This is a genomic window from Marinobacter sp. 3-2 (assembly GCF_003751355.1).
Classification (GTDB): Bacteria; Pseudomonadota; Gammaproteobacteria; order Pseudomonadales; family Oleiphilaceae; genus Marinobacter; species Marinobacter adhaerens.
In genome coordinates this window covers 666,767-686,572 of the sequence record NZ_RJUQ01000011.1, presented here as the reverse complement: position 1 = coordinate 686,572, position 19,806 = coordinate 666,767, and the positions used below count along the sequence as shown (strand labels likewise).

General features: G+C 58.6%; 21 protein-coding genes. 14 read left to right on the top strand and 7 right to left on the bottom strand.

The window, feature by feature from the left end:
- The first annotated feature begins 87 nt into the window (after positions 1-87).
- The 4 genes from EDB94_RS04930 (at position 88) to EDB94_RS04915 (ending at position 4,081) form a co-directional block, all read left to right on the top strand.
- Positions 88-1,674 (top strand): ABC-F family ATPase, encoded by a 1,587-nt coding sequence (locus EDB94_RS04930; protein ID WP_108017622.1) that lies wholly within the window; start codon positions 88-90, stop codon positions 1,672-1,674.
- A gap of 192 nt (positions 1,675-1,866) precedes the next feature.
- On the top strand, positions 1,867-2,427 hold the full coding sequence (locus EDB94_RS04925; protein ID WP_108017621.1) for a DUF1415 domain-containing protein: 561 nt from the start codon (positions 1,867-1,869) through the stop codon (positions 2,425-2,427).
- Between the two features lie 4 nt (positions 2,428-2,431).
- A complete protein-coding gene (locus EDB94_RS04920; RefSeq protein ID WP_108017620.1) occupies positions 2,432-3,163 on the top strand; it encodes a spermidine synthase in 732 nt (243 codons plus the stop codon).
- A gap of 15 nt (positions 3,164-3,178) precedes the next feature.
- On the top strand, positions 3,179-4,081 hold the full coding sequence (locus EDB94_RS04915; protein ID WP_108017619.1) for an NAD-dependent protein deacetylase: 903 nt from the start codon (positions 3,179-3,181) through the stop codon (positions 4,079-4,081).
- A gap of 7 nt (positions 4,082-4,088) precedes the next feature.
- Here the strand turns inward: EDB94_RS04915 and EDB94_RS04910 are convergent, their stop codons facing one another.
- Positions 4,089-5,501 carry a sodium-dependent transporter gene (locus EDB94_RS04910; RefSeq protein ID WP_108017618.1) on the bottom strand — a complete coding sequence of 471 codons (1,413 nt, stop codon included), beginning with the start codon at positions 5,499-5,501 and terminating at the stop codon, positions 4,089-4,091.
- Positions 5,502-5,591: 90 nt separating this feature from the next.
- Positions 5,592-6,689, bottom strand: a complete 1,098-nt coding sequence (locus EDB94_RS04905; RefSeq protein ID WP_108017617.1) for a Glu/Leu/Phe/Val dehydrogenase — start codon at positions 6,687-6,689, stop codon at positions 5,592-5,594.
- Between the two features lie 371 nt (positions 6,690-7,060).
- Between EDB94_RS04905 and EDB94_RS04900 the strand changes: the two genes are divergently transcribed.
- From EDB94_RS04900 to EDB94_RS04890, 3 genes are all read left to right on the top strand, one after another.
- Entirely contained in the window at positions 7,061-7,807 is a 747-nt protein-coding gene (locus tag EDB94_RS04900) for an AzlC family ABC transporter permease (protein WP_008173926.1), read from the top strand.
- Positions 7,797-8,108 (top strand): AzlD family protein, encoded by a 312-nt coding sequence (locus EDB94_RS04895; protein WP_008173928.1) that lies wholly within the window; start codon positions 7,797-7,799, stop codon positions 8,106-8,108. The genes EDB94_RS04900 and EDB94_RS04895 overlap by 11 nt, the downstream gene beginning before the upstream one ends.
- Before the next feature lie 88 nt (positions 8,109-8,196).
- Positions 8,197-9,513 (top strand): hypothetical protein, encoded by a 1,317-nt coding sequence (locus tag EDB94_RS04890; protein WP_108017616.1) that lies wholly within the window; start codon positions 8,197-8,199, stop codon positions 9,511-9,513.
- A gap of 133 nt (positions 9,514-9,646) precedes the next feature.
- On the opposite strand, the gene EDB94_RS04885 is transcribed toward EDB94_RS04890, so the two are convergent.
- Complete coding sequence (locus EDB94_RS04885) at positions 9,647-10,417, bottom strand: DUF3750 domain-containing protein (protein ID WP_108017615.1); 771 nt, start codon at positions 10,415-10,417, stop codon at positions 9,647-9,649.
- Positions 10,418-10,609: 192 nt separating this feature from the next.
- On the opposite strand from EDB94_RS04885, the gene EDB94_RS04880 reads away from it, so the two are divergent.
- Entirely contained in the window at positions 10,610-10,825 is a 216-nt protein-coding gene (locus EDB94_RS04880) for a dodecin (RefSeq protein WP_108017614.1), read from the top strand.
- An 11-nt stretch (positions 10,826-10,836) separates the two neighbouring features.
- Here EDB94_RS04880 and EDB94_RS04875 read toward each other — a convergent pair whose 3' ends face one another.
- Positions 10,837-11,502 carry a hypothetical protein gene (locus EDB94_RS04875; protein WP_108017613.1) on the bottom strand — a complete coding sequence of 222 codons (666 nt, stop codon included), beginning with the start codon at positions 11,500-11,502 and terminating at the stop codon, positions 10,837-10,839.
- A gap of 48 nt (positions 11,503-11,550) precedes the next feature.
- Entirely contained in the window at positions 11,551-12,717 is a 1,167-nt protein-coding gene (locus tag EDB94_RS04870) for a GNAT family N-acetyltransferase (protein WP_108017612.1), read from the bottom strand.
- A 173-nt stretch (positions 12,718-12,890) separates the two neighbouring features.
- Here EDB94_RS04870 and EDB94_RS04865 point away from each other — a divergent pair, with 173 nt between their 5' ends.
- Together EDB94_RS04865 and EDB94_RS04860 are read left to right on the top strand one after the other, a co-directional pair.
- Positions 12,891-13,577 (top strand): response regulator transcription factor, encoded by a 687-nt coding sequence (locus EDB94_RS04865; RefSeq protein WP_108017611.1) that lies wholly within the window; start codon positions 12,891-12,893, stop codon positions 13,575-13,577.
- Positions 13,574-14,896, top strand: coding sequence for a HAMP domain-containing sensor histidine kinase (locus EDB94_RS04860; RefSeq protein ID WP_108017610.1), 1,323 nt, complete (start codon positions 13,574-13,576; stop codon positions 14,894-14,896). Before EDB94_RS04865 ends, EDB94_RS04860 begins: the two co-directional genes overlap by 4 nt.
- Here EDB94_RS04860 and EDB94_RS04855 read toward each other — a convergent pair.
- Positions 14,852-15,052, bottom strand: coding sequence for a hypothetical protein (locus EDB94_RS04855; RefSeq protein WP_008173944.1), 201 nt, complete (start codon positions 15,050-15,052; stop codon positions 14,852-14,854). The two genes, EDB94_RS04860 and EDB94_RS04855, sit on opposite strands and share 45 nt — an antisense overlap.
- A gap of 12 nt (positions 15,053-15,064) precedes the next feature.
- Here EDB94_RS04855 and EDB94_RS04850 point away from each other — a divergent pair, with 12 nt between their 5' ends.
- From EDB94_RS04850 to EDB94_RS04835, 4 genes are all read left to right on the top strand, one after another.
- Positions 15,065-15,670 (top strand): YigZ family protein, encoded by a 606-nt coding sequence (locus EDB94_RS04850; protein ID WP_008173946.1) that lies wholly within the window; start codon positions 15,065-15,067, stop codon positions 15,668-15,670.
- Between the two features lie 81 nt (positions 15,671-15,751).
- Positions 15,752-16,279 (top strand): DUF4136 domain-containing protein, encoded by a 528-nt coding sequence (locus EDB94_RS04845; protein ID WP_169702224.1) that lies wholly within the window; start codon positions 15,752-15,754, stop codon positions 16,277-16,279.
- Positions 16,280-16,313: 34 nt separating this feature from the next.
- A complete protein-coding gene (locus EDB94_RS04840; protein WP_104269875.1) occupies positions 16,314-16,670 on the top strand; it encodes a translation initiation factor Sui1 in 357 nt (118 codons plus the stop codon).
- Between the two features lie 143 nt (positions 16,671-16,813).
- The gene (locus tag EDB94_RS04835; protein ID WP_108017609.1) at positions 16,814-18,067 is read left to right on the top strand and encodes a D-amino acid dehydrogenase; all 1,254 of its coding nucleotides are present in this window, start codon (positions 16,814-16,816) and stop codon (positions 18,065-18,067) included.
- Between the two features lie 53 nt (positions 18,068-18,120).
- Here the strand turns inward: EDB94_RS04835 and EDB94_RS04830 are convergent, their stop codons facing one another.
- A complete protein-coding gene (locus EDB94_RS04830; protein WP_108017608.1) occupies positions 18,121-19,764 on the bottom strand; it encodes a fatty acid--CoA ligase in 1,644 nt (547 codons plus the stop codon).
- Positions 19,765-19,806 lie beyond the last annotated feature (42 nt).

Genomic DNA, 19,806 nt, shown 5'->3' with positions numbered 1-19,806 from the left:
GGCCTCACAGTCCACCGGGCAAACCTGTACAATGCCGGCTTTCTTTTCGCCGGCGCATGCCCGGCCCCACATCGACAGGTTTGTTTCTTGATCTCCACCGCCAATATCACCATGCAATTCGGGGCTAAACCCCTGTTTGAAAACGTCTCCGCCAAATTTGGTAACGGTAATCGCTATGGCCTGATCGGGGCCAACGGCTGTGGCAAGTCCACGCTGATGAAAATCCTGGGTGGCGACCTTGAGCCGTCCGCCGGCCAGGTCATGCTGGAACCCAATGTTCGGCTGGGCAAACTGCGCCAGGACCAGTTTGCCTATGAGGATTGCTCGGTTATCGACACCGTGATCATGGGGCATGAGGAGCTCTGGCAGGTCAAGAAAGAGCGTGATCGGATCTATTCCCTGCCCGAGATGAGCGAAGAAGACGGGATGGCGGTCGCGGACCTGGAAGTCCAGTTCGCTGAAATGGACGGCTATACCGCCGATGCCCGCGCCGGCGAGCTGTTGCTTGGCCTGGATATTCCGCTGGAGCAACACAACGGCCCAATGAGCGCGCTGGCACCGGGCTGGAAGCTGCGGGTGTTGCTGGCCCAGGCGCTGTTCTCCGATCCTGATGTGTTGCTGCTGGACGAGCCTACCAACCATCTGGACATCAACACCATCCGCTGGCTGGAAAACATACTGGTGGCCCGCAACAGCACCATGATTATCATTTCCCACGACCGCCACTTCCTGAACAGCGTGTGCACCCACATGGCGGATCTGGACTATGGCGAACTGCGCTTGTTCCCGGGCAACTACGACGAATACATGACCGCCGCCACCCAGGCCCGGGAACGCATGCTCTCGGACAACGCCAAGAAAAAGGCGCAGATTGCCGAGCTGCAGCAGTTCGTCAGCCGCTTTTCGGCCAACGCCTCCAAGGCCAAGCAGGCCACCTCCCGTGCCCGCCAGATCGACAAGATCCAGCTGGAAGAGGTGAAGCCCTCAAGCCGGGTGAGCCCGTTTATCCGTTTTGAACAGGGCAAGAAACTTCACCGCCAGGCGGTGACTCTCAAGAACATGACCAAGGGCTTTGATGATAAGCCCCTGTTCAAGAATCTGAACCTGCAGGTCGAAGCCGGCGAGCGAATCGCCATCATCGGTCCCAACGGCATTGGCAAAACCACGCTTCTGCAGTGCATGTCAGGGGCCTATACGCCCGACAGTGGCGAGGTGAAGTGGACCGACAGTGCGGAAGTGGGCTACTTCGCCCAGGACCACACGGCGGACTTTGCCGAGGATGAAACCCTGACCGACTGGATGTCCCAGTGGACCAAGGGCGGCGAGCAGCTGGTGCGCGGTACTTTGGGCCGCATGCTGTTCTCCGGTGACGATATCGGGAAATCGGTGCGGGTGATATCGGGCGGCGAGCAGGGCAGGATGCTGTTCGGCAAGCTGATTCTGCAGAAGCCCAATGTGATGCTGATGGATGAGCCCACGAACCACCTGGATATGGAGTCCATCGAGGCATTGAACCTGGCGCTGGAGAACTATCCGGGTACACTGATTTTCGTCAGCCATGATCGGGAGTTTGTTTCTTCGCTGGCTACGCGAATTATTGAGCTTAAGGCTGATGGGGTGACTGATTTCAGTGGTTCCTATGATGATTACCTTCGTAGCCAGGGGTATTTATGAGCCTCTGAGGCTCTTCTTAGGCCCAGGTTTCGGAGACTGGGCAGCCGGGGAGGGCTGTCCAAAACACGCTCCTTGCGGCACATCCATGTGACGCTTGGGCTCCGCCATCCATGGCTCCGCACAGTTTTGGACAGCCCTCCCCGGCTGCCCGACCAGACTTTTGAGTGGGCTTCGTGAAAATGAGCGATCAGCATGGGTGAGACCGAAATAGTTACTGCAACCCGGAAATGGGTCGAGGACGTCGTCGTTGGCTACAACCTGTGTCCGTTCGCCAAACGCGAACTGGTCCGGAACAGGGTTCGTTTCGTTGTGTCGGAAGCTGAAACGGAAGACGAGCTGTTACAGGCCTTGCACTCGGAGCTCCAGCGCCTGGAAGATGAGCCGGAGATTGAAACCACGCTTTTGATCCATCCGGGTGTATTGCAGGACTTCGGGCCCTACAATGAATTCCTTGATGCGGCTGATGGTTTGCTGGCGTATCTGGATATGGAAGGCGTTTATCAGATCGCCAGTTTCCATCCGGATTTCCAGTTTGCGGGCACCGAGCCCGATGCGGCGGAGAACTACACCAATCGTTCGCCATTTCCCATGCTGCACCTCTTGCGGGAAGCCAGTCTGGAAGCGGCGATTGACAGTTATCCTGATGTGGATGGGATCCCGCAGAGAAACATTGAACTGATGAACGAGCTGGGCTCGGAGAAGATGCGGAGTATTCTGCGTTCCTGTCTTGATGAATCCACTCGCAAGGTCTGAACAGATGGGACTGCTTTTCGAACAGATTGACAGCCAGCCTTCGGTAATCGGCGAGATCACTCTGCGCCGGCGCCGGATTCCGGCCATTGGTGACCGGGATATCTACGAGGTGAAGCTGGGCGAGGAATTCCTGATGTCCAGCATGTTTGTGGATGCCGAAGTGGCTCTCTCTGATATCGGGCTGGGCGAAACCGAGGGCGATGATCTTCGGGTGGTTGTTGGTGGCCTGGGCCTGGGTTACACCGCGGTGGCGGCTCTCAGGCACGAGCATGTTGCCGAACTGCTGGTGGTTGAGTATCTGAAACCCGTGATCGGATGGCATCAGCAGGAGCTGGTGCCTCTTGGTAAAGATCTGAATGCCGATCCCCGGAACCGCTACGTCCATGGCAGTTTCTTCGACCTGGCGATTGCCGATCCGGCAGAGGGTGGTTTCGATCCGAAGAACCCCGGCAAGCCATTCGATGCCATTCTTCTGGATATCGACCATTCCCCCCGGGCGCTGCTGCACGATTCCAGTGCCAGCTTCTACACCGCCAACAACCTGAGGCTGATGGCCCGACAACTGAAGCCCCGAGGGGTGTTTGCCATGTGGTCGAACGAGGGCGAAGATGACGAGTTCATGGCCGTTCTCAACGAGGTGTTCACCGATGTGGCCTGCCATGTCGTATCCTTCTTCAATCCATTTCAGAACAGGGAATCGTTCAACACCGTGTATGTGGCCCGTAAGCCGGGCTGAGAAACCGGAGCCTGTATGTCTTTAACCACGCACCGCAGCCGACCTTTCAGCTCCAGCCAGCGCCTGCCCGAGCCGGAGCAGCCGCCGGTGTTGCATGAGCCGGAGGAGGCCGGGGCGTTGCTGGCGGAGTTTATTCAGCGCCATCCTCGCTTGCTGATCCTGACTGGCGCAGGGGTCAGTACCGATTCGGGCATCCCGGACTACCGGGACGGCGATGGCGCCTGGAAGCGCAAGCAGCCGGTTCAGCACAAGGCGTTCATGGAAGATGTTTACACCCGCCAGCGCTACTGGGGCCGCAGCCTGATTGGCTGGCCGGTCATGCGTAATGCCAGGCCCAACCCTTCCCACCATTACATCTCTGACCTGGAACTGCTCAACCACAGCAGTCTGGTGGTTACCCAGAACGTGGATCGGTTGCACCAGAAGGCAGGCACCCGGGCGGTGACGGACCTGCACGGGCGGGCCGATGAGGTGGTGTGCATGAGTTGCGGCTACCGGTGCCCGCGGGATGAGGTGCACGACCGTTGCGCCGATCTGAACCCGGGGTTCCAGAAATACACCGCCGAGACAGCGCCGGATGGCGATGCCGATCTGGATGTGGATTTCGAAGATTTCCGGCTGGCGGATTGCCCGAAGTGCGAAGGGATTCTGAAGCCGGATGTGGTGTTCTTCGGAGATTTCGTCCCCAAAGACCGGGTCTACTCCGCCCTGGACACGCTCAAGGCCAGTGATGGCCTCTTGGTCATCGGTTCGTCGTTGATGGTGTATTCCGGGTTCCGTTTCTGCCGGTACGCCAACGAATGGAACAAGCCCATTGCCACCCTGAACCTGGGGCGGACGCGGGCTGAAGATCTGGTAGATTTGAAGTTGAACGCGAGGATCGGGGAGACCCTGAAGGCCTCCCTCGATCAGCTTTAGCGGTGGGTTACATCAGGTTGTAGATAAACACCACTGCCACGGCAACCGGCGTGATGAAACGCACGGTGATCAGCCACAGGTTAAACATGGCCGGTGACAGTGCCAGTTCACGCTCCATGGCCTGACGTGACATCACCCAGCCCGCGAACAGGGCCACCAGCAGTCCGCCCAGGGGCAGCATGATGTTGGCGGTGAAGAAGTCCAGCAGGTCGAAAATGGTCTTGCCTTCCAGCATGGGGACAAAGCCAAGCGGTGCGAAGTCGGACCAGAGGTTCAGGGACAGAATCGAGGCAATGCCCAGTCCCCAGCAGACAAAACCGGCGCCTAGTGTGCTGACGGTGCGGTTCATGCCTTTACGCTCTTCCAGCCACTCCACAATCGGCTCCAACAGCGAAATCCCCGACGTCCAGGCGGCAAAGATCAGAAGTACAAAGAACAGGGTGCCGAACAGGGAGCCCATGGGCATCTGGCCGAAGGCCAGCGGCAGGGTCTGGAAGATCAGCCCCGGCCCCGCTCCCGGCTCAAGGCCGTTGGCGAACACAATCGGGAAGATGGCCAGGCCTGCGAGCAGCGCCACGCCGGTGTCGATGACCGATACGGTGATCGAGGTCTTGGCAATGGAAATGTTCTTGGGCAGGTAAGAGCCATAAGCCATCATGACCGCCATACCAAGGCTCAGGGTGAAGAACGCGTGCCCCAGGGCGACCAGTATTCCGGATGTTGTGAGCTTGGAGAAATCGGGCTGGAACAGGAATGCGGCGGCTTGCCCGAAGTGCCCGGTTGTCATTGCATAGCCGACCACGATCAGCAGCAGTACGAACAGGGCCGGCATGAGAATGCTGACAGCCCGCTCAAGCCCCGAGCGAACGCCTCGCACTACCACAACCATCACCATAGCCATGAACAGGGTATGCCAGGCCAGCAGTTTGGTGGGATCGCTTAGAAGGCCCGAGAATATCGCGCCTACGGCATCGGCAGACTGCCCGGCAAGCTGGCCGGTGGCGGTTGTGCCTACGTAGGAAATGGCCCAGCCGCCGATGACCGAGTAGAACGACAGAATCAGAAAACCCGCCAGAATGCCGATGGCACCGACCAGCTTCCAGGCCGGCTTGAGTCGGTCATGCTCGGCGATCAGGCTCAGACTCTTGACAGGGCTCCTGCCACCGCGACGACCGATCATGACTTCCGCCATCATGATAGGAATCCCGACGACCGCGATGCACAGCAGATACACCAGCACGAAGGCGCCGCCACCGTTCTCACCGGTGACATAAGGAAATTTCCAGATATTGCCCAGGCCGACGGCAGAGCCGGTAGCGGCGAGAATAAAGGCCAGACGTGATGACCAGAGCCCGCGTTGGGCGTTTGAACCTTCAAGCGCCCCGGAATAAGCGGCGGAATCTGAAGAAGTGACAGACATAACTATCTCCCGAAGTATTTGTTTTTGTATCAGGGTTTAAGAGGGAAGCCGCAGCTGTCTGCAGCTTCCTGGGGGTGCGCCGGTGTCAGCTCAGCCGGTGCGGGCCAATCGCTCGGACGCCTGTCCGGCTCCGGCGGTGTGCTTTTTGAACCGTTCCTCGGCAAGCTCGTTGGCAATCTCCCCGGTGGGGCGATCCGAGCGGTCGGAACGGTTGAAGATTTCGGTCAGGGTATCGCCGATGGTATCGACGTGGGCGCGAACGGTTTCCGGTGTGGCGCCGGCGCGCTCGTAGAACACATCGATGATGCCACCTGCATTGATGGCAAAGTCCGGTGCATAGAGAACGCCCCGGTCCTGCAGCATGGCATCGTGCTCAGGGTGTTCCAGCAGATTGTTGGCGGCGCCGGCGACGATCCGGGCCTTCAGTTGGGGAATGCTGTCATCGTTCAGTACTGCCCCCATGGCACAGGGCGCTACCACGTCCACAGGCAGTGACAATATGTCTTCGGCAGCCGCTGGCTTGGCTCCCAGCTGATCCACGGCCCGCCGCATATTGTCGTCATGGATGTCATAGACCCAGAGATCAGCGCCGGCATCCTTCAGGTGTCTGGCCAACCGGAAACCGACATTACCGATGCCCTGAATGGCTACCTTCAAACCGTTGAGGTCGTCCCGCCCAAGTTTGTGTTTTACCGCTGCTTTGAGGCCGATAAAGGTGCCGTAGGCTGTCGCCGGTGACGGGTCGCCGTTGCTTGGGTTGCCGTCGAAGCCGGTGCGCGAGGCAATTCCCGCAACGTGGCTGGTGTGTCGGCCCATGACCTTGAGGTCGGGTACGCTGGTGCCCGAGTCTTCCGCCGCAATGTACTGACCACCAAGACTTTCCAGATGGCGGCCCATGGCCTCCATCAGCGCTTCGGTTTTCTGTTTGCGCGGGTCGCCAATAATCACTGACTTGCCGCCACCCAGATCCAGGTTGGCGAGGGCCGATTTGTAGGTCATGCCCCGCGAAAGGCGCAAGACATCGCGAACCGCCTCTTCATCGGAGGCATAGGGAAACATTCGGCAGCCTCCCAATGCTGGGCCGCGGGAAGTGTTATGGATGGCAACGATGGCCTTCAGGCCGGTTTCGGGATCGCAGAAAAAGGACAGATGTTCGTGGTTATCGAACTCGGGATGGCTGAATAGCATTGTGAAATCCTCTCCCACCGGCCGGATCTCGGCATGAGCGGGTATCTTGTTCTTGTCTGCCGGCTTGTGGCCGGCGTTCCGATTTCAGGTGTCCGGTATATCCGCTGGGGGGTGGCCCACCGAAAGTGCCCTTTTGGGGCTGGACGAAAAACAAACTAGCCGCAATTGACGTTAACGTCAACATGCGAAAGTGAACTATCCGATACAAGGCTCATCCGCGGATTCAGGCGCCTCCTTGGTAAACATTTGAGGCAATCATGAGGTTAAATGCCCTCATGCGTTGCGCGGATCTGGTCCATTAGTCGCAGATGTGCCCCATTCTGCGGAAACTACCTATACGCGGATCGGGGAAACTGACCTAGTTTCCCCGGATGTCTGTCGCTTCCTATTCTTATCAGCTTCAGCCGGCCCGGGTACGGGTGGAGTTTTTCCGGCTGCTTCCCATCTCGTTATTCGTGGTGGCGTTTGGCGCTGCCTTTGGATTGGCAGCTACCCAGAAAGGCCTAGAGCCGCTTCAGGCGGTGCTGATGAGTGCGACGGTTTTTGCCGGGGCCTCCCAGTTTGCCGCCGTCGATATGTGGGGCACCGAGGTATCTGTACTTCCGATGATTGCGGTGGTCTTTGCCATCAATTCCCGCCATCTGCTTATGGGCGCTTCGCTGTACCCGATGCTGAAAGATGTCTCGCCGGGCAAGCGCTATGGTCTCTTGCTGTTGCTAACCGATGCCAACTGGGCGGTTTCGGCCCAGGAATACCAGAGTGGCCGACGAAACCTGGAGGTTATCCTTGGTGGCGGGTTGGCTCTTTGGCTGGCCTGGATCATCGGGACCGGTCTGGGCGTCTATTTTGGTGGCCTTCTGCAGGATCCCAAATCCCTGGGCCTGGACATGGTTCTCGGCTGTTTCCTCCTGGCCATGGCGCTGGGCGGCAAGAAATCCCCGAGAGTGCTCGTGGCCTGGACCGTTACAGCGCTGGCTTCATTGGCGGCCTGGAAATGGTTGCCGGCGAATACCCACGTCGTCGTGGGCGCGCTCGCCGGTGGTGCGATCGGGTTTTTCTGGCTCGAGCGAAAGCCTGCGCCTGCTTCTGACGCGGAGGACAGCACCCATGACCGTTGAGACCACCACAGCCGGTATTCTGTTCCTGATTGCGATCATGACCGCCGTTACACTGGTAACCCGTTTTGGCGGCGTGTTCATCATGTCGTTCGTGAAGATCAATCCTCGTATCGAGAGCTTTATCAACACCATGGCCAGCTCGGTCCTGATTGCCATCATTGTGCCCATGGCAGTGACGGGGGACGCTGGTGCGCTGGCGGCCCTGACCACGACGGCGGTTACCATGCTGGCGTTGCGTAAACCTCTCCCGGCCATTGCCGCCGGGATTGCGGCTGCCGGAATCGTGCGGTTTCTGGCCTAACCTCTCGAATCTGAAGTGATTAAAAAGTGCTCAAGTCCGGGAGGCTGCGGCCGATATACCTGTGTAGTAATTACAGGTGCCCAGAGCCATGATTTCCTCCAGCCAGATTTCGCTTTTCCAGGACAGTTCCCGCCAGGTATCGGCTTTCGACAGCACGCAGCTCCGCATCAACCGGCAATCTGCCGCTGCGCCGCAGGCCAATGAAAACGCGGTTGGCTCAGAGTTAACGCTCATGCGCCAGGCTGCCTATCGTTACAGCAGCCAGGAGCAGCTCGCGTTCAGCGGCAGCAGCACCGTGACGAATGGCGGTCAGCAGAGCGTCTTTACCAGTGCGCAGCTTGCCGAGAAAACCTCAGAGTTGTTTCTGATGGGCCAGCAGGCACTGAGCGTTAGCCGTGCCGCGCTCGGTGGTGATGCGGGTGTCGAGGGTCGGGGCAGTCTCTCGGTTTCTGCCGGACGCTATGTGTTTTACTCGGAGAGCGAATCCAGAAGCTTTGCCTCCACTGGCACCATCGCATTGGAGAATGGCGAGACCATCGACTTCACCCTCTCACTGCGACAGTCCCAGTCCCGGACCTACGAGTACTCGGAACTGGTGCAGATTCAGGAACGGCCACTCACCGACCCTCTGGTGATCAACTTTGGCTCTGCCACAGCCCGCCTGACCGATACCCTCTTCGAGTTCGACCTGAACGGTAACGGTGAAACCGGGCAGTTTGCCACCCTGGGCAGCGGTAGCGGCTACCTGGTGCTGGACCGAAATGGCAACGGCAAAGTGGACGACGGCTCCGAACTGTTTGGTCCCCGGAGCGGCTCCGGCTTTGGCGAGCTGGCCCGTTTCGATGACGACGGTAACCGCTGGATTGACGCCAGTGATGAGATCTTTAAATCGCTGTCCGTGTGGGTGCAAACCGCGGACGGCTCCCAGGCTTTGAAATCCCTGGAGGAAGTCGGGGTTCAGGCGCTGTACGTGGACAATGTAGAAGACCGCTTCACGCTGGCCAACAGTCAAGGTGTGCCGCTGGGCCAGATCAAGGGTTCGGGAATCTATCTGACGACCGACGGCGAGGTTCGCACCCTGGAAGAAATCGACCTTGCAGAACAGAATACCGTCGAAGCGCCGACCGCTGAGACGGTCCTGAGCGCGGAGCGTGGCTCGCCAGACCGAGGCGGTAGTGGCTTGGTGGAGGCCAGGGTGGAAGCGATACGTTCGGCGCTCGAGAAGCTGAATGAAATTCGTGAAAAGCAGAAGGCGTTTATCGAAGAATCGAAAGACGCCGGTAAGCCCGAGTCTCCCATTGCAGACTATTTGAAGCTGATCGATAAGATGCGGCTGGAAATGCTGAACAGCCAGGACGAGAAGAAGCAGGCGGCGAGCCGGTATCTGGAGTTTGCCAGTCTTTGATGTCTGGATTTGGAGCACGAAACAGGCGGGCAGGGGTTCCCAAAAAACGCTGTAAATACGTCCGTGTACGCTTGGCTCCGCCATCCATGGCTCCGCACATTTTTGGGAACCCCTGCCCGCCTGTTTCCCGAACCTAAGGGGAATTTTCAGCTATCGGGTTGGGGTTTCTAAGCGCTAACTCGCCGATGCCTGGCAGTTTGATCCCCAAAGCCAACGGGTTGATACCGAAGGATAGGCCCAGAAGGTTCAGCTCCAGTCCCTCGCGGACACCCGCCAGCACACCAAAGTACCCACCCAGCGAGACCTGATAACCCGCGCCACCCGGAACCTCTGCGATAATACGGTCGCCGAGGTAGTCCTTGCCGATCGCGTGGTTCGGCAGAGCCACATCGAGGCCCTCAACCTCCCTGATTACCCAGGCCACGAAGGTGTTGCTGTTGGGGCCGGGCCAGGCTTCGTATTCGGTCGGGTAGGGGTAGGACGCCACTGCCTGGTAGATGTCGGGAATCAGCTTTTCGGCTTCTTCGCCGCGGATATCGGCATAGAGGTTCGGCTTTGCACCGTACCAGTGTCTGTCGGGCTCACCTGGCCGGGAATTGACCACGTAGCTGCGCCAGCCGGTCACTTCATGAACCCGATAATGGCTGGCCCCTTTTTCCTTGGTGGCTATCCAGGTATGGACAGCAAAGTAACCTCGCCAGCTCCATGCCCGGGCGCCGTATACCTGAACGATGGCTTCCTCGGCCTGTTCTGGCAGAGGGGCAATCCGGGCGCTTTCCCGGGTGGCTGTGTGCCAGCTCTCGGCTCCCTGCAGGCTGCCACTGGTGGCAAGCAGAATCGGGCCAGCCAGCAGCAGGAGCACGGCGCCGAAGAACCAGCCGGTGTATCTGAAAAATCGTTTCATGAACTCAGTCCGAAGCGTGGGGTAGACGGGACCCTCTGAGTGACAGAAAGTTCCGCACGACTACCTGGATTATAGGGGACAGATACGCCAGCCGTGGGTTGGCGGATGAGGCTTGTACCGGGCTGTGGTTTGCCGTGAGGACGCTTGTCTTCTAGGCTCAGAAATACAAATCGCAATTCCCAGGAGGCTTTAATGTCTGACCATCACGTGTACAAAAAAGTGGAAATTGTCGGGTCTTCCAAGAAAAGCATTGAAGACGCCATTGAGAATGCACTTGAGGAATGTGGTAAAAGCGTTCGCAACATGGAGTGGTTTGAGGTAATCGAAACCCGCGGCCATATCGTTGATGGCAAGGTGGGCCATTATCAGGTCGTAATGAAAGTCGGTTTCCGTATCGCCAACAGCTGAACAGGCGCTCCCTAGTTACTGCGAATTGTCCGGTGCCGAATGGACGAGACCAGCTGGTTCATCAGCTCCCGGGCCTCGCCCTCGTGCAGGCTGTGGCATTTGTCCTGTAAGACCCGGCGATCGTGATTGGATGAGTCGCTAGGGACATCTTTTAGCAGGTCCAGATACTGGCAGGCCGCAAGGTGCGCCTTGATCTCGGCATCAATCAGCCGGGTAACCAGTTCATCGACGGACTCTGTGCAGAAAGGGCGGTTCCGGTTAAGCAGCTCTCGGGCCTCCAGGGCCGCATTGCGAGCTTCCAGTCTGAGTTCGCCGGCCGCTTCGCCGCCTTCAACCGCCCTCAGGAACATGCCCAGGCGTTCATGAAGATTCCATACCTGTGGCCAGATCCTGGCGTAGGCTTCCACTTCTTTCTGATAGCGGGCTTCTTCAACTGGGGAGCCTGAAGCGCCATTGCCGGACTCACCCGGACGATTGAATTGTGCTACCCGTATGTCGTCAACTTCCCGCCACAGCGTATCGGAACGCTCCCGTAATGCGGTCAACTGGTCCTCGCTACGCCGGCGAGCGCCCGATCCGATGAACAGGGCAATCACGGCCAGGCCCAGGGCGGCCGCTGAAAGCAGAAGCGGCAGGCCGCCTGCCGATAACATGCTCCACAATGGGTCTGTATCCATGGTGTCTGACCCCCGCGTAAATCCAGTCTGGGTCTATCAGTATAGAAGTTAATCCGGCGTCTGCTGTCGGAAGGGCAGGGCGGATTCCGCATCGCTGAAATAAGCACGCACGTGGTCCGCCTCCTCTCGGGTGAAGTTTTCTATGGCTTCGCGGAAGCCGGGGTGCAGAACGCCATGCCAGGAGTGGGTGATTACCGGCTCAAAGCCACGTACCAGTTTGTGTTCGCCCTGGGCGCCGGCATCAATATGGCTGAGGCCGAGGTCCATCGCCAGTTCGATGCCCTGGTAGTAGCAGGTTTCAAAGTGCAGGTGGTTGTATTCGTCAAGGCAACCCCAGTAACGCCCGTAGAGGGTGGTTTTGCCCGCCAGGAACAGGGCACCGGCAATCATTTCGCCCTCGCGCACTGCCATCACCAGATGTACGTGTTCGGGTAGCTGTTCCAGAAGCAGCTCAAAGAATCGCTTGTTGAGGTAAGGTCGTTGGCCCCTTTTCAGATAAGTCGCCTGGTAAAACACATAGAACGCGGAAAGCACGTGCTCCGGAATATCCCGGCCATGAAAGCGTGTAAAGGAAATTCCCTGGTCCGCAACCTGGCGACGTTCCTTGCGGATGGACTTGCGCTTGCGGGAAGTCAGCGCCGCCAGAAAGTCCTCGAAATTACGGTAATCATGGTTATGCCAGTGGAACTGGCATCCGATGCGATGTAAGGCCTGCTCGTGTTGAAGCAGCTCCTGATCCTCTTTGCCGGGAAACAGCAGGTGCCAGGAGTGGGCTCCCAGTTCATCGGTCAGCCTGTCCAACAGGTGATGAACCTGTTCCGGTACCAGCTGTTGTCGAATGTCCGGATCCAGCAGCAGCCTCGGGCCTGCGGATGGCGTGAAGGGAATGGCGATCAGTAATTTTGGATAGTACGCCAGCCCATGCCGTTGGTATGCATCGGCCCAGGCCCAGTCAAACACATATTCCCCCATGGAGTGGCTCTTCAGAAAAGCCGGCGCAAGGCCGACGATTCTGCCAGCCTTTCGGAACACGAGGTGACGTGGCGACCACCCCGTTTCCGGGGATGTGCATCCGGACGCTTCCAGTGCCTGGAAAAACTCGTAACGAAGAAATGGATTGCTATGCCCAGCCAGCCGCTCCCACTCAGGGGCGGGAATATCATTGATGCTGGTGCAGGTTTCCAGTGTGAGTGTCGCTGGTCCGGGTTCTGACATGGTGAGGGAAAACTCCTTTATGTACCCGATACCATACGTCAGAAGGCGGCTTTTGATCACCCCGGGGTCAGTGTAAAGGTTCTGCAAAGTGACCTGGCCCGAATCAGTGGTTTGCGGGTAGCGTGTTAGACTTCAGCAGCAACTGTGGTCGGCACGACAGGTGGAGAAGCGACATGCAGAACAGGGTGTTACTGGTCGAGGACGATGATGAATTGCGGGAATTGCTTGCCCGTTACCTGACCAATCAGGGATTTACCATTCGGGAAGCTGCCAATGGCCGGGACGGCCTCGCGCTGGCGCTGGGTCAGGACTGCGATATTGTCGTGCTGGACATCATGCTGCCGGATATCAGTGGCCTCGAGGTGTTGCGGGAACTGAGGGCAGAGACCCATCTGCCCGTGGTACTGCTTACCGCCCGGGGCGACGAAACGGATCGGATCGTCGGTTTCGAGGTTGGTGCAGATGACTATATTCCCAAACCCTGTAATCCGCGCGAGCTGGTGGCCCGGCTGCAGGCGCTTTTGCGGCGGATTGCCTGGGACCAGAAAACCGAAGTCAATGCGGCCCGGACCTATGGCGATCTCCGTGTCGAGCCGGGCCATCGCCGCATCTACCAGGACGATGTGGCGATGGAGCTGACCGCCACCGAGTACGAGGTTCTGCAGGTTCTTCTGGCACATGCAGGCAGCGTGGTCCGCAAAACCGATCTCATGCAATGGGCGCTGGGCCGGCGCCTCGAAGCTTACGACCGCACCCTTGATATGCACATCAGTAACCTTCGCAAAAAACTGGGTAACGACGACCCGCCCCGTATCGAAACCGTTAGGGGGCTGGGTTACAGCTATCGGGTGCCGGAATGAAACAGCGGCCCATGTTCCCTCTGTTCTGGCGGATCTTCCTGTCGATCTGGCTGGCCATGGCGGTCACCGTGGTGGCCAGTAACCTTGCAACCAGGATGCTTCTGGACCGAGAGCGGGAAGCCATCGAGCGCCAGGCAGGTCTAAGGGATCTGGCCGAAGAAGCTATCGCAATCCGCGAGGCCGGCGACCGTGGCGAAGCGTGGCGCTTTCTGCGGGACGAAGGCGAGCGTCTTGAACTGTTTCTGGTGTTGCTCGAACAGGATGAAAACGATGGCAAGCTGCCCTCGTTCATCCGCGACCGCATGAAGTCTGGCTGGTACCCGCAGAAACCCGCGGTACTGGACGTTGGCGGCGGTTACCGGCTGGTGGCCTGGCCACGGGTGCAGGGCGCCGGCTGGCTCAACCCGAGATTCTTCAGGGCCATCGAGCTCGGGCTGGCCCTGCTGATGATTTCACTGGCGTGCTGGTGGATCGCCCGCCTGGTATCGCGACCGTTGAAACACATGGAAAGCACCGCCCAGGCGATTGCGGCCGGGGATAATTCTCTGAGAGTCAGCGAAAAGATCGCCCAACGCCGGGATGAGGTGGGGCAACTGGCCACGGCTTTCAATGCCATGACCGAACAGCTCTGCAGTCTGCTGGAACGCCAGAAACATTTGCTTCGGGATATTTCCCACGATTTGCGAACGCCGCTCACCCGCCAGCGTATCGCCATTGAGCTGGCAAACGAGGCCGGTGCAGATGAAGAGCTGATGGCCAGCATTCTGCGCCAGAACGAACGGCTTGAAACCATGACCGGTCAGATACTGACGTTATACCGGGTTACCGAAGCCGGCGGCGATATCGAGCGCGAGCCCCTCCGGCTGGTGCATGTGATCAATCAGGTCCTCAAGGATGCAGCGGACTATGCCGAGCACCAGGGTGTGGACTGCAAACTCGTGGTGTCGCCGGAAAGTTCAAGGGCGTCGGTGCTGGGTGATGAAGGGCTTTTACAGCGAGCCATCGACAACATCCTGCAGAACGCCCTCGACCACACGCCACCTGGCAGGGCTGTTCATCTGGCCGTGACGGTGGCCGATGACTGGTTGACGCTAACGGTTGATGACGAGGGGCCGGGCGTTCCGGATGAGCTGATCGGTCAGCTTTTCGAGCCGTTCTTCCGCGCAGACAAGTCTCGCGGGGGCGCGGGTTGGGGGCTTGGCCTGGCCATTGCCAGAGACATCGTAGCGGCCCACGATGGCGTGATCGGGGCAGCAGCGGGAGAAACTGGCGGCTTACGGGTGACGCTTCGCCTTCCGGTGTTTTTCGGGGGCGGCTGACTCCGGCTCCGGGTCGGAAGGTTTCAGTTTTTCGGCGCCGGAAAAGTCGATACCCTCCTGCAGCTCGTCTTCGTCAAAGCGGATTCCGCAGGCCGCTTTCCGAATCTTCGCGGGCTTTGCCGTGCCCGGGTTGTTGTATTCGTCTTCAGAGGCCATAGGTCGTTGTCCATGAAAAAAGATTACCCCGTTCCGGCAGGATACCTTGAGCGTGAAACGGAAGTGAAGAAAAGCCGGTTCATTGCCCGGGTAGCCCCGGTGAGTTCGCGGGAGGAGGTGAAGGACTGGCTGGAACAGGCCCACCAGGACCATCCGGACGCCCGGCATATCTGCTGGGCCTACCAGATCGGGCGTCCCGGTTCTGCCGCCGAAGCTGGTATGAACGATGATGGTGAACCGTCCGGAACGGCCGGGAAGCCGATTCTCAACGTGATTCAGCACAAGGATATGGGAGATGTGCTGGTGATGGTGGTCCGGTACTTTGGTGGCATCAAACTGGGCGCCGGTGGCCTGGTGCGAGCCTATGCCGGAGCTGCAGAGAGCGTGCTGTCGGCTGTTGATCGGGTGGTCCAGAAGCCCATGGTGGACGTGCTGGTGCTCCTGTCATTTGCTGACGAGCAACCGCTGCGGCACTGGTGTGAGATGAACGGGGCATCGGTGGAATCGGTGGATTACGGGGCCTCGGTACGGGCTGGTGTTCTGGTCCCCGAGGATCAGGTCGAGGCATTCGGAGCCTTCTGCGATGCCCATAAACTGGATTACAGTTTAGAAAGGTGACGGATCCCGGGGGCATCGTTGTGCGTCTGCGAGGCGTATACTGTTCGTAAATCTGAGTCTCAATCGAGGACAGGAATCATGATGCGTTTTCTGATGTTAGCAGTTGTTGCACTGGCCATGACCGGTTGTGCCAGCAACGTGGTGACCGACTACAACTCTTCCGTGGTTTTCGGTAATTATTCCTCCTGGGCGTTTGCCGGTGGCACCGATTCGTCTTCCTTTACCTCACTCGACGGCACTCGGGTGCGCAGTGCCGTTGAGCGAGAGCTGAATCGCAAAGCGCTGAAACAGGTCCCTGAAGCAGAGGCCGACTTGCTGGTTAGCTGGCAGATCGTGCCCGAAGAGCGTCTTGAGCAGACGGGGCTGGGGCTCGGATTTGGATTTGGTAGCGGGAATTTCGGCTGGGCCCTGTCTGCGCCGCCACCGGTACGTGAAATTGAAGAGGGAAAGCTGGTTGTAGAGCTGGCAGACAGCAAGTCGAAAGAAGTTGTCTGGCGCGCCGCCAGTCGGCGCTATCTCAATGAAAACCAGTCACCCGAGACCCGAAGAGAATTGATCGACGAGGTCGTGGCCGAAATGTTTACCAAGTATCCTCCTGGTCTCGATTGAAGGCGTTACAAGACAGGAATAGCACGGAGACAGAATGAAGAAGCGATCTGAGGGCGGTCTGGTTTTTTCGACCGAGCAGGGGCGTATGTGCCCGGATTGCCGTAACCCCGTGAATGAATGTACCTGCGGTACATCATCACGGCCTGCCGGGGATGGCATTGTCAGAGTGAGCCGGGAGACCAAGGGCCGCAAGGGTAAGGGTGTCACCCTGATTACCGGCATTCCACTGGACGACAAAGAACTGAAAGCCTATGCCAAGGTGTTGAAAGCCAAATGCGGCACCGGTGGCACGGTAAAAGATGGTGTGGTCGAAATCCAGGGCGACCAGCGGGATCTTCTGGTTCCGCTGCTTGAGCAAAAGGGGTGGACGGTGAAGCGCGCCGGTGGCTGATGGTATAACACGCAAATCCCCCACGCTCACGTTACAATAGAGCCCGCGTTAATAAATCCCGACTTTCATACCAACCGGAATCTGCCCAGAAATCCCTGCAATTATGCCGTTGGATGGCGGATTCTGTTCGACCGGAGGCAAGCATGCATATACTGGTTTTGGGCGCAGGCGTTGTGGGTACTACCACGGCCTGGTATCTGCAGAAGCAGGGGCACCAGGTAACTGTGGTTGATCGCCAGAACCAGGCCGGCCTGGAAACCAGTTATGCCAACGGCGGTCAGATCTCCGTTTCCCATGCGGAGCCGTGGGCCAACCCGTCCGCCCCTCTGAAAGTCATGAAATGGCTGTTCCAGCCCGACGCGCCTCTGCTGTTCCGGCCAAGACTGGATCCTGCCCAGTGGCGCTGGGCGCTCTCTTTTCTGGGGCAGTGCACCTCGGCCCGGGCTGCCCACAACATCCGCCAGATGGTAAATCTCGGCACCTACAGCCGCAGCCAGTTGCAGGCTCTGCGTGAGGAAGCGGGCATTGAGTACAACCATCTCGAGAAGGGTATCCTGCACTTCTACACCAATCCTGCGGAGTTTGACGGTGCCATGGAGCCGACCCGGATCATGCAGGATCTTGGGTGCGACCGTCAGATTATCGATGCAGAGCGGGCGGTAGAGCTGGAGCCGGCACTCAAGCCGATCCGCAACCGGATTGCCGGAGCAACCTACACCTCGGAAGACGAATCCGGTGATGCCCGGATGTTTACCCAGAACCTTGCAAAACGCTGCGCGGAGGCCGGCGTAGAGTTCCGGTACGGCACTGAAATCCTGAGCTTCGAACGCGCCGGCGAGCGGGTACTTGGGATCCAGACCCTTCGGGACGGCCATCATGAGACGCTGCGCGCGGATGCCTACGTGCTGAGCATGGGCAGCTTCAGTGCGGCGCTCGCCAGTCAGCTCGGTATTTTCCTCAACATCTATCCGGCCAAAGGCTATTCGATTACGGTACCGGTGAAGAACGAGGAGGCGGCGTTCAATGTCAGCCTCACTGACGACGAGTACAAGCTGGTTTATTCCCGCCTGGGTGATCGCATGCGCGTGGCGGGCACGGCCGAACTGAACGGCTACAGCCGGAAACTGAACTATACCCGCTGCCGGGCTATCGTGCGTCGCACAGCGGAAGTCATGCCCGAAGCAGGTTACTGGGATCAGGCGGAGTTCTGGACCGGTTTACGGCCTGCGACGCCCTCCAACGTGCCGTACATCGGAAAAAGCCACTTCGCCAACCTCTACCTGAATACCGGACACGGCACCCTTGGATGGACCCATTCCTGTGGTTCCGCCGCGGCCCTTGCGGACATTATTGACGGCCGCAAGCCTGAGGTGGATTTTACGTTTTCTGGCCTATAAAAAAGGGGCCAGATGAGGTGTGTCATCTGGCCCCTTCCCAAACGCCTCACTGATTACTGCAACTGATCCCGAATCAGTTTCTTGTTGATCTTGCCAACACTGGTCTTCGGAATATCTTCCACGAAATCAATATGCTCCGGGATCGCCCATTTATTGATCTCGCCGCTTTCCACAAACTGCTTCAGATGGTTCTGGATATCCTCTGCACTGGCTTGCTCGCCCGGCTTCAGGGTGACCAGAGCATGCGGGCGTTCGCCCCATTTCTCATCTGGCACGCCAACCACGGCAGCACCGGCGACAGCGGAATGCTGGCTGATCAGGTTTTCCAGATCCAGTGAAGACAGCCACTCGCCACCGGTCTTGATCACGTCCTTGATGCGATCCTTGATGGTGATGGTGTTGTCCGGCTCCATGGACGCTACGTCGCCGGTGTGAAGCCAGCCACCTTCCCAGAGCTGCTCGCCTTTCTCAGGCTCCTTGAAATAGCCCTGGGTCAGCCAGGGAGCGCGGGCCACGATTTCACCCTTGGCCTCGCCATCATGGGGAACCGGGTTACCGTCGGGGTCCACGATTTCCAGCTCAACCATGGGCGTCGCAATACCGGTCTTCACCCGGATCGCAGTTTGCTGCTCAAGAGGCAGTTCCAGGTCTTCGGGCTTCAGGTGCGACGCGCAGAGCAGCGGACAGGTCTCAGACATGCCGTAGGCGGTGTAAAGTTTGATGCCGAGCTTGGCCCCGGCGTCGCAAAGCCCTTTGGTGAGTGCGCTGCCGCCGATCAAGACGTGCCAGTTGCTCAGATCAGCCGTCTTGATAGATTCGGTGGCCATCATCATCTGCATGATCGTGGGCACGCAGTGAGAGAAAGTCACTTTGTGTTCCTTGAGCAGATCGACCAGCAGCTCCGGCTCATAGCGGCCCGGATATACCTGTTTGATGCCCATCATGGTGGCGGCATAGGGCACGCCCCAGGCATGCACATGGAACATGGGCGTCACTGGCATGTAGACCGACGAGGAACGCATCAGCGGCATCTCGTCGAATGACGCCACGGTGCCCGTCATGGCCAGCGTGTGCAGTACCAGCTGGCGGTGGCTGAAGTAGACGCCTTTGGGATTCCCGGTGGTGCCCGTGGTGTAGAAGGTGGTCGCTACACTGTTTTCGTCGAAATCGGGGAAGTCGAACTTGTCATTGGCCCTGGCGAGAAGGTCCTCATACTCCCCGACAGCCTCAACAGGTGCCTGTTGTGCGGTATCGCTGTCGGTGAGCTGAATCCAGGTCTTGACCGTTTTGATCTCGTCTTTGACGGCCTCAATGATCGGCAGGAAATCGTCGTGAACCAGAACCACATCGTCTTCGGCGTGGTTCATGGTGTAAACAATCTGGTCCGGCGACAACCGGATGTTGACGGTGTGCAGAATGGCGCCAATCATCGGAATGGCAAAGAAGCACTCCAGGTACCGGGGGGTATCCCAGTCCATGACCGCAACCGTATCGCCCGGTTTCACGCCGGCATCGGTCAATGCGTTTGCCAGGCGGTGAATGCGCTCGACGAGATCCGTATAGGTGTACTTGCTGCGGTTGGAGTAGACAATTTCCTGGTCTGGATTGTACCTGGGGCCCGAGAGCAGGAGTCGTTTGATCAGCAGCGGGTACTCATAGGCGTTTTCAGCCGGGGGGAGAATGCGTGTCTGTGCCATTACGTGTGTCCTCTTTCCCAGTTGTTGGTGTTATCGCGAGAA

What these genes read in the sequence shown, in the direction of transcription:
- EDB94_RS04895 (WP_008173928.1), top strand. Translation starts at nt 7,797, where the DNA reads ATGACCGTTGAGACCACCACAGCCGGTATTCTGTTCCTGATTGCGATC.
- EDB94_RS04880 (WP_108017614.1), top strand. Translation starts at nt 10,610, where the DNA reads ATGTCTGACCATCACGTGTACAAAAAAGTGGAAATTGTCGGGTCTTCC.
- EDB94_RS04920 (WP_108017620.1), top strand. Translation starts at nt 2,432, where the DNA reads ATGGGACTGCTTTTCGAACAGATTGACAGCCAGCCTTCGGTAATCGGC.
- EDB94_RS04835 (WP_108017609.1), top strand. Translation starts at nt 16,814, where the DNA reads ATGCATATACTGGTTTTGGGCGCAGGCGTTGTGGGTACTACCACGGCC.
- EDB94_RS04900 (WP_008173926.1), top strand. Translation starts at nt 7,061, where the DNA reads ATGTCTGTCGCTTCCTATTCTTATCAGCTTCAGCCGGCCCGGGTACGG.
- EDB94_RS04830 (WP_108017608.1), bottom strand. Translation starts at nt 19,764, where the DNA reads ATGGCACAGACACGCATTCTCCCCCCGGCTGAAAACGCCTATGAGTAC.
- EDB94_RS04850 (WP_008173946.1), top strand. Translation starts at nt 15,065, where the DNA reads ATGAAAAAAGATTACCCCGTTCCGGCAGGATACCTTGAGCGTGAAACG.
- EDB94_RS04875 (WP_108017613.1), bottom strand. Translation starts at nt 11,502, where the DNA reads ATGGATACAGACCCATTGTGGAGCATGTTATCGGCAGGCGGCCTGCCG.
- EDB94_RS04855 (WP_008173944.1), bottom strand. Translation starts at nt 15,052, where the DNA reads ATGGCCTCTGAAGACGAATACAACAACCCGGGCACGGCAAAGCCCGCG.
- EDB94_RS04840 (WP_104269875.1), top strand. Translation starts at nt 16,314, where the DNA reads ATGAAGAAGCGATCTGAGGGCGGTCTGGTTTTTTCGACCGAGCAGGGG.
- EDB94_RS04890 (WP_108017616.1), top strand. Translation starts at nt 8,197, where the DNA reads ATGATTTCCTCCAGCCAGATTTCGCTTTTCCAGGACAGTTCCCGCCAG.
- EDB94_RS04915 (WP_108017619.1), top strand. Translation starts at nt 3,179, where the DNA reads ATGTCTTTAACCACGCACCGCAGCCGACCTTTCAGCTCCAGCCAGCGC.
- EDB94_RS04885 (WP_108017615.1), bottom strand. Translation starts at nt 10,417, where the DNA reads ATGAAACGATTTTTCAGATACACCGGCTGGTTCTTCGGCGCCGTGCTC.
- EDB94_RS04910 (WP_108017618.1), bottom strand. Translation starts at nt 5,501, where the DNA reads ATGTCTGTCACTTCTTCAGATTCCGCCGCTTATTCCGGGGCGCTTGAA.
- EDB94_RS04860 (WP_108017610.1), top strand. Translation starts at nt 13,574, where the DNA reads ATGAAACAGCGGCCCATGTTCCCTCTGTTCTGGCGGATCTTCCTGTCG.
- EDB94_RS04925 (WP_108017621.1), top strand. Translation starts at nt 1,867, where the DNA reads ATGGGTGAGACCGAAATAGTTACTGCAACCCGGAAATGGGTCGAGGAC.
- EDB94_RS04905 (WP_108017617.1), bottom strand. Translation starts at nt 6,689, where the DNA reads ATGCTATTCAGCCATCCCGAGTTCGATAACCACGAACATCTGTCCTTT.
- EDB94_RS04845 (WP_169702224.1), top strand. Translation starts at nt 15,752, where the DNA reads ATGCGTTTTCTGATGTTAGCAGTTGTTGCACTGGCCATGACCGGTTGT.
- EDB94_RS04870 (WP_108017612.1), bottom strand. Translation starts at nt 12,717, where the DNA reads ATGTCAGAACCCGGACCAGCGACACTCACACTGGAAACCTGCACCAGC.
- EDB94_RS04865 (WP_108017611.1), top strand. Translation starts at nt 12,891, where the DNA reads ATGCAGAACAGGGTGTTACTGGTCGAGGACGATGATGAATTGCGGGAA.